The following is a 16,982-nucleotide window of genomic DNA, read 5'->3' as shown; positions in this document are numbered from 1 at the left end:
GTTTGAGCGAGAATTACTCGTCTTCCAGTTCGATGTTGATACCCAGCGAACGAATCTCTTTCAACAGTACGTTGAAGGACTCTGGCATGCCTGGTTCCATCTGATGATTGCCGTCCACGATGTTTTTATACATCTTGGTACGACCGTTCACGTCATCAGACTTAACGGTGAGCATTTCCTGCAGGGTGTATGCTGCGCCGTATGCTTCCAGCGCCCACACTTCCATCTCCCCGAAGCGCTGACCACCGAACTGCGCCTTACCACCCAGCGGCTGCTGAGTAACCAGGCTGTAAGAACCGGTAGAACGAGCGTGCATCTTGTCGTCGACCAGGTGGTTCAGTTTCAGCATGTACATGTAACCTACGGTTACCGGACGCTCGAACTGTTCACCGGTACGGCCATCAAAAAGCGTAATCTGACCAGACGTTGGCAGACCACCCAGTTGCAGCAGCTCTTTGATTTCAGCTTCTTTTGCACCGTCGAATACCGGCGTTGCAATCGGCATACCTTTGCGCAGGTTCTCTGCCAGACGCAGCACTTCTTCATCGCTGAAGGTGCTCAGGTCGACTTTCTGACGAACGTCGGTACCCAGATCGTAGGCACGCTGGATGAATTCGCGCAGTTTCGCGACTTCTTCCTGCTGTTTCAGCATGGCGTTGATCTTATCGCCGATACCTTTCGCAGCCATACCCAGGTGGGTTTCCAGAATCTGACCGATGTTCATACGAGACGGTACGCCCAGTGGGTTCAGTACGATATCTACCGGCGTACCGTTAGCATCGTGCGGCATATCTTCGATCGGGTTGATCTTAGAGATAACACCCTTGTTACCGTGACGACCTGCCATCTTATCACCAGGCTGGATCTGACGTTTAACAGCCAGATACACCTTAACAATCTTCAGCACGCCTGGTGCCAGATCGTCACCCTGAGTGATTTTACGGCGTTTCGCTTCGAGTTTTTTCTCGAACTCGTGTTTCAGTTCGTCATACTGCTCAGCCAGCTGTTCCAGCTGATTTTGTTTCTCTTCGTCGGTCAGGCCCAGTTCCAGCCAGCGATCGCGTGGCAGTTTGTCGAGCTTCTCAGCTTCAACGCCACCGGCAACCAGCACCGCATAGATACGGCTGAACAGACCCGCTTCGAGGATCTGCAGTTCTTCAGACAGGTCTTTCTTAGCCTGTTTGAGCTGCATCTCTTCGATTTCCAGCGCACGCTTATCTTTTTCAACGCCGTCACGGGTGAAGACCTGAACATCGATAACTGTACCGGAAACACCGTTTGGTACGCGCAGAGAAGAGTCTTTAACGTCAGACGCTTTCTCACCGAAGATAGCACGCAGCAGTTTCTCTTCTGGCGTCAGCTGGGTTTCACCTTTCGGCGTTACCTTACCAACCAGAATGTCGCCGCCGGTCACTTCTGCACCGATGTAAACGATACCGGATTCATCCAGTTTGGAGAGCGCAGCTTCACCCACGTTAGGGATGTCAGCGGTGATCTCTTCTGGCCCCAGCTTGGTGTCACGGGACACACATGCCAGTTCCTGAATGTGGATGGTAGTGAAACGATCTTCCTGAACCACACGCTCGGAGACGAGGATGGAGTCTTCGAAGTTGTAACCGTTCCACGGCATGAACGCTACGCGCATGTTCTGACCGAGCGCCAGTTCACCGAGGTCGGTGGACGGACCGTCTGCCAGCACGTCGCCGCGCTCAACGGGCTCACCCAGAGACACACAAGGCATCTGGTTGATACAGGTGTTCTGGTTAGAACGGGTGTATTTGGTCAGGTTATAAATGTCGATACCTGCTTCGCCCGGGTACATCTCGTCTTCGTTAACTTTGATAACGATACGGGAAGCATCCACGTACTGAACAGTACCGCCACGTTTAGCCACCGCAGTAACACCGGAGTCAACGGCAACAGCACGTTCCATACCGGTACCAACCAGCGGCTTATCAGCACGCAGAGTTGGAACGGCCTGACGTTGCATGTTCGCACCCATCAATGCACGGTTGGCGTCATCGTGTTCCAGGAACGGGATCAGGGACGCACCGACGGATACCACCTGCTGGGTGGATACGTCCATGTAGTCAACCTGGTCGCGGCTGAACAAGCTGGATTCGCCTTTGCTACGGCAGGTAACCAGATCTTCTACAAAGTGGCCTTCGTCATCCAGGTTGGAGTTCGCCTGAGCGATAACGTAGTTGCCTTCTTCGATAGCAGACAGGTAGTGAATTTCGTCAGTTACAACACCGTCGGTCACTTTACGGTACGGCGTCTCAAGGAAACCGTATTCGTTAGTCTGTGCGTACACGGACAGGGAGTTGATCAGACCGATGTTTGGACCTTCAGGCGTTTCGATTGGACATACGCGACCGTAGTGAGTCGGGTGTACGTCTCGAACTTCGAAGCCTGCACGTTCACGGGTCAGACCGCCTGGGCCAAGTGCAGAGATACGACGTTTGTGCGTGATCTCAGACAGCGGGTTGTTCTGGTCCATGAACTGAGACAGCTGGCTGGAACCGAAGAACTCTTTCACTGCTGCAGAAATCGGCTTGGCGTTGATCATATCCTGAGGCATCAGGGTATCCAGATCGCCCAGAGACAGACGCTCTTTCACCGCACGCTCAACACGTACCAGGCCAACGCGGAACTGGTTTTCCGCCATTTCGCCTACGGAACGGATACGACGGTTGCCGAGGTGGTCGATATCGTCCACTTCGCCTTTGCCGTTACGGATATCGATGAGCTTCTTCATCACTTCGATGATGTCGTCTTTGCTCAGGATACCGGAACCTTCGATCTCATCACGCAGCAGAGAACGGTTGAACTTCATACGACCAACCGCGGACAGATCGTAGCGGTCTTCGGAGAAGAACAGGTTCTCGAACAGGCTTTCAGCCGCTTCGCGAGTTGGTGGTTCACCAGGGCGCATCATGCGGTAGATTTCTACCAGCGCGCTCAGACGATCGGTCGTTGGATCGACGCGGATAGTCTCAGAGATATAAGGACCGTGGTCCAGATCGTTGGTGAACAGCGTTTCGATGCGTTTGTGGCCAGACTGGCTCAGCTTAGCCAGCAGATCCAGGCTCAGCTCCATGTTCGCCGGGCAGATCAGCTCGCCAGTTGATTCATCAACGTAATCTTTCGCGGCTACTTTTCCAGCAATGTATTCAACCGGAACCTCGATGAGTTTGATATCATCTTTTTCCAGCTGACGGATGTGGCGCGCGGTAATACGGCGGCCTTTTTCCACATACACTTTGCCGTCGGCTTCGATGTCGAACGACGCGGTCTCACCACGCAGACGCTCTGGCACCAGCTCCATCTGCAACTTGTTGTCGCGGATTTCAAAGATTACTTTCTCAAAGAACAGGTCCAGGATCTGTTCAGTGGTGTATTGCAGCGCACGCAAAATGATGGTCGCAGGCAGTTTACGACGACGGTCGATACGGACAAACAGGTTGTCTTTAGGATCGAACTCGAAGTCCAGCCAGGAACCACGGTAAGGAATGATACGCGCGTTATACAGTACTTTACCGGATGAGTGTGTTTTACCTTTATCGCTGTCGAAGAAGACACCCGGGCTACGATGCAGCTGGGAAACGATAACACGCTCAGTACCGTTGATGACGAAAGTACCGTTGTCTGTCATGAGTGGAATTTCACCCATGTAGACTTCTTGTTCTTTAATGTCTTTTACGGTGCCTTCTGGCGCTTCGCGCTCATAGATCACCAGACGCAGTTTTACGCGCAGCGGTGCGGAATAGGTCACGCCACGGATCTGACATTCCTGAACGTCAAACACCGGTTCGCCAAGGCGGTAGCTGACGTACTGCAGCTCGGAGTTACCGCTGTAGCTCTGAATCGGGAACACGGAACGGAAGGCTGCTTCCAGGCCGTACTGCCCTTCAGGATCTTGCTCGATAAACTTCTGGAACGAGTCAAGCTGGATAGAAAGGAGATATGGAATGTCCAGAACTTGTGGACGTTTACCAAAATCCTTACGAATACGTTTTTTCTCGGTATAGGAGTAAACCATAGGGTTCCTCAGCTCGCTGACAAGTCGACCCATCTGTCCGACGAAGGGACAGTTTGTGCAACACCATTTTGTGGACCGGAAAATTGAATACTTTCCGCAATACCTGTTGCTATCACGCTTAAATCATTTCGTCGCGATTTACACAGAGCGCGCACCCTGTCGCAATATATTAAGTCGTCGATAGAAACATGCATTGTCAGGACAACCAGTAGTCAAACAGTGTGAAATGCTACTGATGCCTTACAGCGCAAAAAGGCTGGTGACTAAAAAGTCACCAGCCATCAGCCTAATGACTTAGGCTGCAACCAGAAAAGTTGGCTTATTTAACTTCAACTTCAGCGCCAGCTTCTTCCAGAGATTTTTTCAGTGCTTCTGCGTCGTCTTTGCTCACGCCTTCTTTCAGCGCAGCTGGAGCAGCTTCTACCAGGTCTTTAGCTTCTTTCAGACCCAGGCCAGTTGCGCCACGTACTGCTTTGATAACAGCAACTTTGTTAGCGCCAGCAGCTTTCAGAATTACGTCGAATTCAGTTTTTTCTTCAGCAGCTTCAACCGGGCCAGCAGCTACAGCTACAGCAGCAGCAGCGGAAACACCGAATTTTTCTTCCATTGCAGAGATCAGTTCTACAACGTCCATTACGGACATAGCTGCAACTGCTTCAATGATTTGATCTTTAGTGATAGACATTTAAATTGTTCCTGAAAATCAGAATAAGTTTATACGTAAGCAAATGCTTTATAAAGATAACTGCGATTAAGCAGCTTCTTTTGCATCGCGAACAGCAGCCAGAGTGCGAACCAGTTTGCCAGCCGAAGCTTCTTTCATGGTTGCCATCAGGCGTGCAATTGCTTCTTCGTAGGTCGGCAGGGTTGCCAGGCGATCGATTTGCGATGCCGGGATCAACTCACCTTCAAAGGCTGCAGCTTTGACCTCAAATTTTGCATTCGCTTTCGCGAACTCTTTGAACAGACGAGCAGCAGCGCCCGGGTGTTCCATAGAGTATGCAATAAGGGTCGGACCAACAAACGTGTCTTTCAGGCACTCGAAAGGAGTACCTTCAACTACGCGACGCAGCAGGGTGTTACGAACAACACGCATGTATACGCCAGCTTCACGACCTGCTTTACGCAGTTCAGTCATTTTGTCTACAGTAACGCCACGGGAATCCGCAACTACTGCAGACAGCGCGCCTTTGGCTACTTCGCTGACTTCAGCAACAATCGCTTGTTTGTCTTGAAGATTTAAAGCCATTAGCTTTGCTCCTGGATGTTTGCCGGAACTCATGTTCCGGAACTCACTTCACTCTCCCCAACGGAAAGAGCGTCTTAATACGGTGAGCAGAAACAAGCCAGAGTATCCAAAAATAATCTTAGCGTTCTGTCACCGTCTACGCAGGGCATTAAGTTTCTTGCGAAACACCTGCGGTCTTCGACGGAGGCCTGGATTAGGCCAGGCTCCAACGAACAAATCTTTTAGCCGCTAACTTTTGTTAGCAAACGTGGGGGTAAGATTGTAGACAAAATCACCGCCCACGTAAAGGCATTAGTTTGCAGCAGCGCTCAGGCCAGCCTGGTCAACTGCAACACCTGCACCCATGGTGGTGGAGATGCTAACTTTCTTGATGTACACGCCTTTCGCTTGAGTTGGTTTTGCTTTTTTCAGCGCAACCAGCAGAGCTTCCAGGTTTTCTTTCAGTTTGTCAGCGTCAAAGTCCACTTTACCGATGGTGGTGTGGATGATGCCGTTTTTGTCGTTACGATAACGAACCTGACCTGCTTTAGCGTTCTTAACAGCTTCAGCAACGTTAGGGGTTACAGTACCCACTTTCGGGTTTGGCATCAGGCCGCGAGGACCCAGAACCTGGCCCAGCTGGCCAACAACGCGCATTGCATCTGGAGAAGCAATAACAACGTCAAAGTTCATTTCGCCTTTCTTGATCTGGTCAGCCAGATCTTCCATACCTACCAGTTCAGCGCCGGCAGCTTTAGCCGCTTCAGCGTTTGCACCCTGAGCAAATACAGCTACGCGTACGGAACGGCCAGTACCGTGTGGCAGTACAGTTGCACCACGAACGTTCTGATCAGATTTACGAGCATCGATGCCCAGGTTAACAGCAACGTCAACGCTTTCAACGAACTTAGCGGTAGCCAGTTCTTTCAGCAGAGCGATAGCTTCGTTGATGTCGTACTGTTTGGTCGCATCAACTTTGTCACGGATCACGGACATGCGCTTGGTCAGTTTAGCCATTTCTTAGTCCTCCACTACCAGGCCCATGGAACGTGCAGTACCTTCGATTGAGCGAGTCATCGCTTCAATGTCGGCACCAGTCATGTCGGCAGCTTTGGTCTGCGCGATTTCCTGCAGCTGAGCGCGGGAAATTTTACCCACTTTGTCTTTGTTCGGTTTACCGGAACCAGACTTGATACCCGCCGCTTTCTTCAGCAGAACTGCTGCTGGAGGGGTTTTGGTAACGAAAGTGAAAGAACGGTCAGCGTATACAGTGATAACAACTGGGATTGGCAGACCTTTTTCCATGGATTCGGTTTTGGCGTTGAACGCTTTACAGAATTCCATGATGTTCACACCCTGCTGACCCAGAGCTGGACCAACTGGTGGACTTGGGTTCGCCATACCTGCTGCAACCTGCAGCTTGACGTAGGCTTGTACTTTCTTAGCCATTCTAAAATCCTCTGATTGGGTGATAACGCCTCAAGGAGGCTCCCCGTGAATAAAATCGTTTTACAGGCCGCAGCCCATAAAAACAAAAGGCGCGAAATTGTATTCCAATCTCGCGCCTTGTGCAACGATTAAATCGTCGCTTTTTTGATCGCTGCTTAGGCTTTTTCTACCTGGGCAAAGTCCAGTTCTACCGGGGTCGCACGACCGAAGATAGAAACGGACACTTTCAGGCGGGACTTTTCGTAGTCCACTTCTTCAACCACGCCATTAAAGTCAGCAAACGGACCGTCATTAACACGAACCATTTCACCCGGTTCAAACAGCGTTTTCGGACGCGGCTTATCACCCACCTGCTGCAGGCGGTTCATAATCGCATCAACTTCTTTGTCGCTGATTGGCGCCGGACGGTCAGACGTGCCGCCGATAAAGCCCATCACGCGCGGTACGCTGCGCACCAGGTGCCAGCTCGCGTCGTTCATAACCATCTGAACCAGCACGTAACCCGGGAAGAATTTACGCTCGCTTTTGCGACGTTGGCCGCCACGGATCTCGACCACTTCTTCGGTCGGAACCATAACTTCGCCAAATAACTCTTCCATGTTGTGTAATTTGATATGCTCACGCAGCGACGTTGCTACGCGGCCTTCAAAACCGGAAAACGCCTGAACGACGTACCAGCGCTTTTTAGGGGCTTCAGACATCTCAGAACCTCAGGCCAGTGATAAAGGATACCAGGCGAACCAGAATACCATCCAGTCCCCACAGGATCAGTGACATTACAGCGGTAACCGCCGCTACGATCAGCGTGGTGTGCAATGTTTCCTGGCGAGTCGGCCAAATTACCTTGCGGACTTCGGTACGCGCTTCGCGAGCAAAAGCGACAGTCGCTTTGCCTTTTGTCGTCAACAGCGCGACACCACCCGCTGCAGCAATCAGAATTACCACTGCAAGCGCGCGTAGCGGCAGCATCATGTCACGATAAAGGTAGTTGCCGACAATCGCTACAATCAGCAGCACGGCTACGACTACCCATTTCATCGCTTCCAGGCCGCGCCCGCTCCCTTGAGCTTCGGTATTCGCACTCATAAACCAACCTGTCAGAAGTATTCTACAAACATTTTCACCCCGCGATTGCGAGGCAAACCAAATCGAAATGCTAATTCGCTTTTCGGATTATACGCTCTCTGCAGAGCCTGTCTCAGCAATGATTATGACAAATTTAATCACTGATGAGCCAGGTTCTGATCTGAAAGCGTGCAAAAAGGGCATCAAATGATGCCCTTTTATTGCGCATTGCGTCAAATGTTATCAGCAATTAGCCGAGAACTTTAGCAACCACGCCCGCGCCAACGGTACGGCCACCTTCACGGATTGCGAAACGCAGACCGTCGTCCATCGCGATTGGGTGGATCAGCGTCACAACCATCTTGATGTTGTCGCCTGGCATTACCATCTCAACGCCTTCTGGCAGTTCGATAGTACCGGTCACGTCAGTTGTACGGAAGTAGAACTGTGGACGGTAGCCTTTGAAGAACGGAGTATGACGGCCGCCTTCGTCTTTGGACAGGATGTACACTTCAGATTCGAACTTGGTGTGTGGCTTGATTGAGCCTGGCTTAGCCAGTACCTGACCACGTTCGATTTCTTCACGTTTGATACCACGCAGCAGAACACCTACGTTCTCACCAGCACGGCCTTCGTCCAGCAGTTTGCGGAACATTTCAACGCCAGTACAGGTAGACTTAGCAGTCTCTTTGATACCAACGATTTCAACTTCTTCGCCAACTTTGATGATACCGCGCTCAACACGACCGGTAACAACGGTACCACGACCGGAGATGGAGAATACGTCTTCGATTGGCAGCAGGAACGGCTTGTCAATCGCACGCTCTGGTTCTGGGATGTAAGAATCCAGGAAGCCAGCCAGTTCGATGATTTTCGCTTCCCACTCAGCGTCGCCTTCCAGCGCTTTCAGCGCGGAACCACGAACGATTGGAGTGTCGTCGCCTGGGAAATCGTACTGAGACAGCAGTTCACGAACTTCCATCTCTACCAGTTCCAGCAGCTCTTCATCATCAACCATGTCACATTTGTTCAGGAACACGATGATGTAAGGAACGCCTACCTGACGACCCAGCAGGATGTGCTCACGAGTCTGAGGCATAGGGCCGTCAGTCGCAGCAACAACCAGGATCGCGCCGTCCATCTGCGCAGCACCGGTGATCATGTTTTTAACATAGTCGGCGTGGCCTGGGCAGTCTACGTGTGCGTAGTGGCGAGTCGGGGTGTCGTACTCAACGTGAGAGGTGTTGATGGTGATACCACGAGCTTTTTCTTCTGGTGCGTTATCGATCTGGTCGAATGCACGAGCAGAACCACCGTAGGTTTTAGCCAGAACGGTAGTGATTGCAGCGGTCAGCGTTGTTTTACCATGGTCAACGTGGCCGATAGTACCGACGTTAACGTGCGGTTTTGTACGTTCAAACTTTTCTTTAGACATCGATTGTCCCTCTAAGACACGGATAAATCGGTGATATCACCACATCAACCAGGCGAAATGCCTGAATTGTTGAATACAGTAAAATTGAAACAGAGAGAAACGGGAAGGAGAAGTGAAGTGGTGCTGATACCCAGAGTCGAACTGGGGACCTCACCCTTACCAAGGGTGCGCTCTACCAACTGAGCCATATCAGCACGTATTGGAGCGGGCAGCGGGAATCGAACCCGCATCATCAGCTTGGAAGGCTGAGGTAATAGCCATTATACGATGCCCGCATCCTGAAACTCGGCTACCCAGTTCTTTCTGTAACAAAAAAAGAGATTTCTCTCTTTTTAGGTTCGAGCTGATTCAATTTTCAAACCAGCTCCGGCGGCTTAACGCTGCCAGAAAGTGGTGGTGGGGGAAGGATTCGAACCTTCGAAGTCTGTGACGGCAGATTTACAGTCTGCTCCCTTTGGCCGCTCGGGAACCCCACCGGACTTGATGGTGCCGACTACCGGAATCGAACTGGTGACCTACTGATTACAAGTCAGTTGCTCTACCTACTGAGCTAAGTCGGCATCAAGTAGCGCGCATTCTATGGAGACATGCGCAGTCATGCAACTAAAAAATTGCATAAAACGTTCTTTCGCTCACATTTTATTCGAAACCAGGGTTAGCCGCTGTAAATTCATCCACTCAAGGTCAAAAATTCAACATCAGCGCCCGATTTACACCACATATACCGTATCGTGATGACTCCCGCGTAAAGCATCGCTTCCCCATATTTTTTCTTATTATTCCTGTCATCTGGTGTTAACCTCCTGCCCATTGTCCAAAATTAACTATGTTGAGCCCGGACGCGCTGTGTTGTGCTGGCTCACTGAAGCATGCTTATGAGCAAAAAAGAGCAAACGTTAATGACACCTTATCTTCAGTTTAACCGTAGCCAGTGGGCTGCACTGCGTGACTCCGTCCCGATGACGCTGACGGAAGGCGAAATCGCACGGTTAAAGGGGATAAACGAAGATCTGTCGCTGGAAGAAGTGGCAGAAATCTATTTACCACTCTCGCGCTTGCTTAACTTCTATATCAGCTCCAACCTGCGCCGTCAGGCGGTGCTGGAGCAGTTCCTCGGGACGAACGGCCAACGCATTCCTTATATCATCAGCATTGCAGGCAGCGTGGCCGTCGGTAAAAGCACCACCGCACGTGTATTGCAGGCGTTACTGAGCCGCTGGCCAGAACACCGCAGCGTGGAGCTCATCACCACTGACGGTTTCCTGCACCCGAATGAGGTGTTAAAGGAACGCGGGCTAATGAAGAAGAAGGGCTTCCCGCTCTCTTATGATATGCACCGTCTGGTGAAATTTGTCTCTGACCTGAAATCGGGCGCGCCTAACGTGACGGCTCCGGTCTATTCGCACCTGATCTACGATCGCATCCCGGGTGGAGACAAAACGGTGGTTCAGCCGGATATCCTGATCCTCGAAGGGTTAAACGTCCTGCAAAGCGGGATGGATTATCCTCACGATCCCCATCATGTGTTTGTCTCTGACTTCGTCGATTTCTCTATTTATGTCGATGCGCCGGAAGACCTGCTGCAGAACTGGTATATCAACCGCTTCCTGAAGTTCCGTGAAGGCGCGTTCACCGATCCTGACTCCTATTTCCACCACTACGCCCAGCTTTCTGAAGAAGAAGCCATTAATGTGGCGCGAGGGCTGTGGAATGAGATCAACTACGTGAACCTGAAAGAGAACATTCTGCCCACACGTGAGCGCGCCAGCCTGATCCTCACCAAGAGTGAGAAACACGCTGTCGACCAGATCCGTCTGCGCAAGTAATCACGCAGACATAAAAAAACCGGCTTAGCGCCGGTTTTTTTATTGATGGATTACGCCATCGGCTTTTCGCCATTCTCATCCTGATCGACCGCGAAGCAGGCAACCAGCTGACCGCCATAATCCTTGAGCTGTGGCTGCAACTGGGTGCACGGGCCAAAGCGGCGACTGCAGCGGGCGTTGAATGCACAGCCTGGAGGCGGATTCAGCGGGCTGGGCAATTCACCCGTCAGCTTGATACGCTCACGACGATCGTCAGGGTTCAGACGCGGGGTCGCAGACAGCAGCGCCTGGGTGTACGGGTGACGAGGATGAGTAAAGATCTGCTCTTTTGTCCCCTTCTCCACGCAGCGCCCCAGATACATCACCATCACTTCGTCGGCAATGTGTTCCACAACCGACAGGTCGTGCGAAATAAACACGTACGACAGCCCCATGTCCTGCTGCAGATCCATCATCAGGTTCAACACCTGCGCACGCACAGAAACGTCGAGGGCAGATACCGGCTCATCGGCGATGACCACGTCAGGGTCGAGCATCAAACCACGCGCAATCGCGATACGCTGGCGCTGGCCGCCAGAGAACATATGCGGATAACGATCGTAATGCTCGGTCTTCAGGCCCACTTTCGCCATCATCGCCAGCGCTTTTTCACGACGCTGCTCTTTGTTCAGATTGCTGTTAATCAGCAGGGGCTCTTCCAGAATCTGTCCCACTTTTTTACGCGGATTCAACGATCCGTACGGGTTCTGGAACACAATCTGGATTTTCTGACGGCGCAGTTTCTGCGCCTGCGGATCGTGCTTGAGCAGGTCCTGTCCCTGATAATAGAGCTCACCGCCGGTGGGGACTTCAATCATCGTCAGCAAACGACCCAGTGTCGATTTGCCACAGCCTGACTCACCGACCACCGCCAGCGTTTTGCCGCGTTCAAGGGTAAAGGATACGCCATCCAGCGCTTTCACCAGGCGTTCAGGCGCAAACAGCCCCTTCTTCACCGGATAGTATTTTTTCAGGTCGATAGCCTGCAACAGCGGTTGTTGCGTGGTGGCCTGTTGCGTACTCATAGTGTTGGCCTCCCGGCATCATCGAGTGGGTAGTGGCATTTCGACTGACGACCGTCAGCAAGCAGGTTGAGCTCTGGCTCTTCTGCACGACATTTGTCTGTGGCATACGGACAACGCGGATTAAGCAGGCAGCCCTGCGGTCGGTCATATTTACCCGGTACGACGCCCGGAAGTGATGCCAGGCGCGCTTTGTCCTGGGCAAACTCCGGCAGCGCACGCAAAAGCGCCTGCGTATACGGGTGACGCGGCGCGCGGAAAATATCGTGCGAATGTCCAGTCTCGACCACCTGACCTGCGTACATCACGATAATTTTGTGCGCCGCTTCGGCCACCAGCGCCAGGTCATGCGTAATCAGCACCAGCGCCATGTTCTCTTTCTGCTGCAGTTCCAGCAGTAGCTCGATGATCTGCGCCTGGATAGTCACGTCCAGTGCCGTTGTCGGTTCATCCGCAATCAGCAGTTTTGGCCGACAGGCAATCGCCATGGCGATCATCACACGCTGGCTCATCCCCCCGGAGAGCTGGTGCGGGTAAACGTCCAGACGCGATGCCGGGTCAGGGATACCGACCTGATTTAGCAGATCGATCGCACGCTGACGCCGGGTCTTCTTATTCCCGCCCTGGTGCACCTTGATGGCTTCCATAATCTGGAATCCCACGGTGTAACAAGGGTTCAGGCTGGTCATTGGGTCCTGGAAGATCATCGCCACTTCCGCACCGACCAGCTGGCGGCGCTGCTTTTCGGAGATACGCTGCAGGTCCTGACCGTTAAACTCCAGACTTTCGGCCATCACACGGCCGGGATAATCAATCAGCCCCATGATGGCCAGTGAACTGACCGACTTACCGGAACCCGACTCACCCACAATGCCGACCACTTCGCCCTGATTTACGCTGTAGCTGATGCGGTCCACGGCGCGAAACGGAGTGCCTTCGTCACCGAAGTGCACCGATAATTTATCTACATTTAATAACGCCATCTCGTGCCTCTTACTGCTTCAGTTTGGGATCAAGTGCATCACGCAGGCCATCACCCATCAGGTTAAATGCCAGCACCGTCAGCAGGATTGCCAGACCCGGAAAGGTCACAACCCACCAGGCGCTTTGGGCGAACTGCAACACATCGGAGAGCATGGTGCCCCACTCCGGTGTTGGCGGCTGCGCACCCATGCCCAGGAAGCCAAGAGCGGCCATATCAAGAATGGCGTTAGAGAAACCGAGCGACGCCTGAACAATCAGCGGCGCCAGGCAGTTCGGGAAGATGTTGACGAACATTTGACGCATCGCGCCAGCACCCGCCACGCGGGAGGCCGTTACGTAGTCGCGGTTTACTTCCACCAGCACCGCCGCACGCGTGAGTCGCACATAGTGGGGAAGCGCCACGAAGGTTAATGCCAGCGCGGCGTTACTGATCGACGGACCAAAAATCGCCACCAGTACCAGCGCCAACAGCAAGCTGGGCAGCGCCAGCATGATATCGACGATACGCATGATGATGTTATCGATAATGCCGCCGAAGTAGCCAGCAACCAGACCGAGTACGATCCCCATAACCAGCGACAACACGACCACCAGGCAGCCGACCAGCAGCGACAGACGCGCACCGTACATCAGACGCGACAGCACATCGCGGCCCACGTCATCGGTACCCAGCAGGTGCGACAGGCTACCGCCGTCCTGCCATGCTGGCGGTGCCAGCAACGCATCACGGAACTGATCCGCCGGGTTATACGGTGCAAGCACGTTGGCAAACACCGCAATCAGGATCATGACAGAGACATAAACCAGCCCCACCACCGCGCCTTTGTTGCGCTTGAAGTAGTGCCAGAATTCCTGCAGCGGCGTCATGGGAACCGGTGCAGTAACCACTTTATTTTCAGAAATGTGTGACATGATGGCCCCTTACTTCTTATGACGAATACGCGGGTTCACCACGCCGTAGAGCAAATCGACCAGCAGGTTGACGAGAATAATCATCGTCGCGACCAGCAATACCCCGCCCTGCACTACCGGATAATCACGGCGTTGCAGTGCGTCAATCAGCCAGCGTCCGAGGCCCGGCCAGGAGAAGATGGTTTCGGTCAGGATCGCCCCCGCCAGCAACGTCCCCACCTGCAGACCAATAACAGTCACCACCGGCAGCATGGCGTTACGCAGGGCGTGAACGATAATGACGCGCATACGCGTCAGACCTTTGGCGCGTGCGGTGCGAATGTAATCCTCACCCAACACTTCCAGCATTGAAGAACGGGTCATACGCACGATAACCGCCAGAGGAATGGTGCCGAGCACCATCGCAGGCAGGATCATATGTGCCACCGCATCAATGAAGTTACCCTCTTCGCCCCAGATAGCCGTATCGATCAGCATGAAACCGGTCAGAGGATTCGTATCATCCAGGAAGACCATATCGCTGACGCGTCCGGAGACCGGCGTCAGGTTTAGCTGCACCGAGACCAGCATGATCAGCATCATGCCCCACCAGAAGATAGGCATGGAGTAACCCGTCAGCGCCAGGCCAACAGCCGTATGGTCGAAAATAGAGCCACGTTTCACGGCAGCCAGGACCCCAACAGGGATACCCACCGCAGTGGCGAAAATCATGGCGCAGACACCAAGCTCCAGTGTCGCTTTAAAACGCGGCACGAACTCGTCCCACACCGGAAGACGGCTTTTCAGCGAAATCCCTAAATCACCGTGCAACACGCCCCAGATATAGTTGAGGTATTGCTGCCACAGTGGTTTGTTCAGGCCAAGCTCAGCCAGCAGCTGTGCATGGCGTTCAGGTGAAATACCACGCTCGCCCGCCATAATCATTACCGGGTCGCCGGGGATCATATGGACGAAGGCAAAAGTGAGAAGGGTGATACCGATAAACGTGGGGATAACAAGTCCCAGACGTCGGAGGATGAACTGCAACATAACCCGGATTCTCTCTGATGACGTACAACCAGTTGGCGTGACGTCTGTATTGCTCACAAATGTAAATTCCCTCTCTCTTCAGGAGAGGATTAGGGTGAGGGAATGCATGCACGCCCTCACCCCTGCCCTCTCCGTGAAGGAGAGGGAGAACACCCTACTTATTATTCAACAGAGACGTTTTCGAAGTGGTGTTTGCCCAGTGGATCAACCACGTAGCCCTTCACTTCTTTACGCACTGGTTCGTACACGGTGGAGTGAGCCACAATCAGAGCCGGAGCCTGATCGTGCATCACAACCTGAGCCTGTTTGTACAGCTCGATACGTTTGTTGTGATCGTCGGTCGCACGCGCCGGCTGGATCAGGTCTTCAAACGGCTTGTAGCACCAGCGAGAGTAGTTAGAACCGTCTTTCGCAGCTGCACAGCTGAACAGGGTAGCGAAGAAGTTGTCCGGATCCCCATTGTCACCGGTCCAGCCCATCATCACCGCCTGATGCTCACCCGCTTTGGCACGCTTCAGATACTCGCCCCACTCGTAGGTCACAATCTTGGCCTGAACGCCCACTTTAGCCCAGTCAGCCTGAACCATTTCAGCCATACGGCGTGCGTTCGGGTTATACGGACGCTGTACTGGCATCGCCCACAGCTCAACGGTAAAGCCTTTCTCCTGGCCTGCTTCTTTCAGCAGCGCTTTCGCTTTCTCAGGATCGTAGGTGTAGTCTTTAACGTCGTCGTTATAGCCCCACATGGTTGGTGGGATCAGGTTCTTGGCGGCAACACCCGCGCCCTGATAGACCGCTTTAATGATCGCTTCTTTATTCACTGCATAGGTCAGCGCCTGACGGACTTTCACGTCATCAAACGGTTTCTTCTCGGTGTTGAAGGAGAGGTAACCCACGTTCAGACCAGCCTGCTCCAGCAGGTTGATGTTTTTATCCTGCTTCATGCGCGCGATGTCAGCCGGGTTCGGGTATGGCATGACCTGGCATTCATTTTTCTGCAGTTTTGCGTAACGCACAGAAGCATCAGGCGTGATGGAGAAGACCAGACGGTCGATCTGCGGCTTGGTGCCCCAGAAGCCCGGGAAGGCTTTATACAGAATACGGGAATCTTTCTGGTACTGCAGAAGCTGGAACGGACCGGTACCGATTGGGTTCAGGTCCACTTTCTCCGGGGTGCCGGCTTTCAGCATGTTGTCCGCGTACTCTTTAGACAGAATAGAGGCGAAGTCCATAGCCAGGTCAGCCAGGAATGGTGCTTCCGGACGCGTCAGCACGAACTGAACGGTTTTATCGTCCACTTTTTTCACTTCAGCGATCAGGTCCTGCAGGCCCATCCCTTCGAAGTATTCATAGCTGCCGCCAGACACTTTGTGATACGGGTTCTGAGCGTTTTTCTGACGGTCGAAGGAGAACACAACGTCATCGGCGTTAAAATCGCGCGTTGGTTTGAATTCTTTATTGTCCTGCCACTTCACGCCCTGGCGCAGGTGGAAGGTATAGGTCTTACCGTCTTCGCTGACGTCCCACTTCTCCGCCAGACCTGGGATCACTTCCGTGGTACCGGTTTTGAATTCAACCAGACGGTTATAGATAGGCACAGAGCTTGCGTCGTAAGTCGTACCAGAGGTAAAGAGCTGTGGGTTAAAGCCTTCCGGCGAGCCTTCAGAACAGTAAACCAGGGTTTTTGCCTGTACGCTTGCTGCCACGGTCATAGCCACCAGGCTCAGACCAAGCTTCAGCATCCCTGACTTCTTCAAGGAAATACTCATTATTCTGCTCCAATGTGATGTTTTGCTTTGTTGTGTTACGCCGCCAGACCTTTATTTATTTTTTACCCGGTCCGGTCGGTGATGCCCGAAGGCGTTTAAGGGATGGAGAATCCTTTCAGAAGAGCGTTTGAGTTGCAGCGCAGATCGTCCCTGAAATGCCCCTCATGCCCTACAATCTGTCA

Annotated in this window: 14 protein-coding genes and 4 tRNA genes; 1 reads left to right on the top strand and 17 read right to left on the bottom strand. The window is 52.8% G+C overall.

What is annotated here, in order from left to right:
• Positions 1–13: 13 nt before the first annotated feature.
• The 12 genes from rpoB to AM379_RS09080 form a co-directional block, all read right to left on the bottom strand.
• Positions 14–4,042 (bottom strand): DNA-directed RNA polymerase subunit beta, encoded by a 4,029-nt coding sequence (rpoB, locus tag AM379_RS09140; RefSeq protein ID WP_020882980.1) that lies wholly within the window; start codon positions 4,040–4,042, stop codon positions 14–16.
• Positions 4,043–4,361: 319 nt separating this feature from the next.
• The gene (gene rplL, locus AM379_RS09135) at positions 4,362–4,727 is read right to left on the bottom strand and encodes a 50S ribosomal protein L7/L12 (RefSeq protein WP_014168154.1); all 366 of its coding nucleotides are present in this window, start codon (positions 4,725–4,727) and stop codon (positions 4,362–4,364) included.
• Positions 4,728–4,793: 66 nt separating this feature from the next.
• Positions 4,794–5,291 (bottom strand): 50S ribosomal protein L10, encoded by a 498-nt coding sequence (gene rplJ, locus AM379_RS09130; RefSeq protein WP_004097644.1) that lies wholly within the window; start codon positions 5,289–5,291, stop codon positions 4,794–4,796.
• A 291-nt stretch (positions 5,292–5,582) separates the two neighbouring features.
• Complete coding sequence (gene rplA, locus AM379_RS09120; protein ID WP_006810530.1) at positions 5,583–6,287, bottom strand: 50S ribosomal protein L1; 705 nt, start codon at positions 6,285–6,287, stop codon at positions 5,583–5,585.
• Between the two features lie 3 nt (positions 6,288–6,290).
• The gene (gene rplK / locus AM379_RS09115) at positions 6,291–6,719 is read right to left on the bottom strand and encodes a 50S ribosomal protein L11 (RefSeq protein ID WP_008808007.1); all 429 of its coding nucleotides are present in this window, start codon (positions 6,717–6,719) and stop codon (positions 6,291–6,293) included.
• A 155-nt stretch (positions 6,720–6,874) separates the two neighbouring features.
• On the bottom strand, positions 6,875–7,420 hold the full coding sequence (gene nusG / locus AM379_RS09110) for a transcription termination/antitermination protein NusG (protein ID WP_003862341.1): 546 nt from the start codon (positions 7,418–7,420) through the stop codon (positions 6,875–6,877).
• Position 7,421: 1 nt separating this feature from the next.
• The gene (gene secE / locus AM379_RS09105) at positions 7,422–7,805 is read right to left on the bottom strand and encodes a preprotein translocase subunit SecE (protein WP_003862342.1); all 384 of its coding nucleotides are present in this window, start codon (positions 7,803–7,805) and stop codon (positions 7,422–7,424) included.
• A 229-nt stretch (positions 7,806–8,034) separates the two neighbouring features.
• Entirely contained in the window at positions 8,035–9,219 is a 1,185-nt protein-coding gene (gene tuf / locus AM379_RS09100; RefSeq protein WP_014830236.1) for an elongation factor Tu, read from the bottom strand.
• Between the two features lie 118 nt (positions 9,220–9,337).
• Positions 9,338–9,413: transfer RNA gene (locus AM379_RS09095), tRNA-Thr, on the bottom strand.
• Between the two features lie 6 nt (positions 9,414–9,419).
• Positions 9,420–9,494: transfer RNA gene (locus tag AM379_RS09090), tRNA-Gly, on the bottom strand.
• A gap of 116 nt (positions 9,495–9,610) precedes the next feature.
• A tRNA-Tyr gene (locus AM379_RS09085) sits at positions 9,611–9,695 on the bottom strand.
• Positions 9,696–9,703: 8 nt separating this feature from the next.
• Positions 9,704–9,779, bottom strand: a tRNA-Thr gene (locus tag AM379_RS09080).
• Between the two features lie 315 nt (positions 9,780–10,094).
• Between AM379_RS09080 and coaA the strand changes: the two genes are divergently transcribed.
• Positions 10,095–11,045 carry a type I pantothenate kinase gene (gene coaA / locus AM379_RS09075; protein ID WP_025206418.1) on the top strand — a complete coding sequence of 317 codons (951 nt, stop codon included), beginning with the start codon at positions 10,095–10,097 and terminating at the stop codon, positions 11,043–11,045.
• A 50-nt stretch (positions 11,046–11,095) separates the two neighbouring features.
• Here the strand turns inward: coaA and dppF are convergent, their stop codons facing one another.
• The 5 genes from dppF to dppA form a co-directional block, all read right to left on the bottom strand.
• Positions 11,096–12,109 carry a dipeptide ABC transporter ATP-binding subunit DppF gene (gene dppF / locus AM379_RS09070; protein ID WP_020882631.1) on the bottom strand — a complete coding sequence of 338 codons (1,014 nt, stop codon included), beginning with the start codon at positions 12,107–12,109 and terminating at the stop codon, positions 11,096–11,098.
• Positions 12,106–13,089, bottom strand: coding sequence for a dipeptide ABC transporter ATP-binding protein (gene dppD, locus AM379_RS09065; protein WP_014168148.1), 984 nt, complete (start codon positions 13,087–13,089; stop codon positions 12,106–12,108). The genes dppF and dppD overlap by 4 nt, the downstream gene beginning before the upstream one ends.
• 10 nt (positions 13,090–13,099) lie before the next feature.
• Positions 13,100–14,002 carry a dipeptide ABC transporter permease DppC gene (dppC, locus tag AM379_RS09060; RefSeq protein WP_040018429.1) on the bottom strand — a complete coding sequence of 301 codons (903 nt, stop codon included), beginning with the start codon at positions 14,000–14,002 and terminating at the stop codon, positions 13,100–13,102.
• A gap of 9 nt (positions 14,003–14,011) precedes the next feature.
• Positions 14,012–15,031: a dipeptide ABC transporter permease DppB gene (gene dppB, locus AM379_RS09055; RefSeq protein WP_020882632.1), complete on the bottom strand. Its 1,020-nt coding sequence runs from the start codon at positions 15,029–15,031 to the stop codon at positions 14,012–14,014.
• Positions 15,032–15,192: 161 nt separating this feature from the next.
• Positions 15,193–16,800: a dipeptide ABC transporter periplasmic-binding protein DppA gene (gene dppA, locus AM379_RS09050; RefSeq protein WP_014168145.1), complete on the bottom strand. Its 1,608-nt coding sequence runs from the start codon at positions 16,798–16,800 to the stop codon at positions 15,193–15,195.
• Positions 16,801–16,982: the final 182 nt, after the last annotated feature.

Origin of the sequence: Enterobacter cloacae complex sp. FDA-CDC-AR_0132 (assembly GCF_003010695.1) — a bacterium.
Taxonomy (GTDB): domain Bacteria; phylum Pseudomonadota; class Gammaproteobacteria; order Enterobacterales; family Enterobacteriaceae; genus Enterobacter; species Enterobacter ludwigii.
The sequence above is the reverse complement of the archived record's forward strand: the minus strand, read 5'-3'. Positions and strand labels throughout refer to the sequence as shown.

What these genes read in the sequence shown, in the direction of transcription:
- dppD (WP_014168148.1), bottom strand. Translation starts at nt 13,089, where the DNA reads ATGGCGTTATTAAATGTAGATAAATTATCGGTGCACTTCGGTGACGAA.
- secE (WP_003862342.1), bottom strand. Translation starts at nt 7,805, where the DNA reads ATGAGTGCGAATACCGAAGCTCAAGGGAGCGGGCGCGGCCTGGAAGCG.
- dppC (WP_040018429.1), bottom strand. Translation starts at nt 14,002, where the DNA reads ATGTCACACATTTCTGAAAATAAAGTGGTTACTGCACCGGTTCCCATG.
- rplJ (WP_004097644.1), bottom strand. Translation starts at nt 5,291, where the DNA reads ATGGCTTTAAATCTTCAAGACAAACAAGCGATTGTTGCTGAAGTCAGC.
- rpoB (WP_020882980.1), bottom strand. Translation starts at nt 4,042, where the DNA reads ATGGTTTACTCCTATACCGAGAAAAAACGTATTCGTAAGGATTTTGGT.
- dppA (WP_014168145.1), bottom strand. Translation starts at nt 16,800, where the DNA reads ATGAGTATTTCCTTGAAGAAGTCAGGGATGCTGAAGCTTGGTCTGAGC.
- rplL (WP_014168154.1), bottom strand. Translation starts at nt 4,727, where the DNA reads ATGTCTATCACTAAAGATCAAATCATTGAAGCAGTTGCAGCTATGTCC.
- rplK (WP_008808007.1), bottom strand. Translation starts at nt 6,719, where the DNA reads ATGGCTAAGAAAGTACAAGCCTACGTCAAGCTGCAGGTTGCAGCAGGT.
- nusG (WP_003862341.1), bottom strand. Translation starts at nt 7,420, where the DNA reads ATGTCTGAAGCCCCTAAAAAGCGCTGGTACGTCGTTCAGGCGTTTTCC.
- rplA (WP_006810530.1), bottom strand. Translation starts at nt 6,287, where the DNA reads ATGGCTAAACTGACCAAGCGCATGTCCGTGATCCGTGACAAAGTTGAT.
- coaA (WP_025206418.1), top strand. Translation starts at nt 10,095, where the DNA reads ATGAGCAAAAAAGAGCAAACGTTAATGACACCTTATCTTCAGTTTAAC.
- tuf (WP_014830236.1), bottom strand. Translation starts at nt 9,219, where the DNA reads ATGTCTAAAGAAAAGTTTGAACGTACAAAACCGCACGTTAACGTCGGT.
- dppB (WP_020882632.1), bottom strand. Translation starts at nt 15,031, where the DNA reads ATGTTGCAGTTCATCCTCCGACGTCTGGGACTTGTTATCCCCACGTTT.
- dppF (WP_020882631.1), bottom strand. Translation starts at nt 12,109, where the DNA reads ATGAGTACGCAACAGGCCACCACGCAACAACCGCTGTTGCAGGCTATC.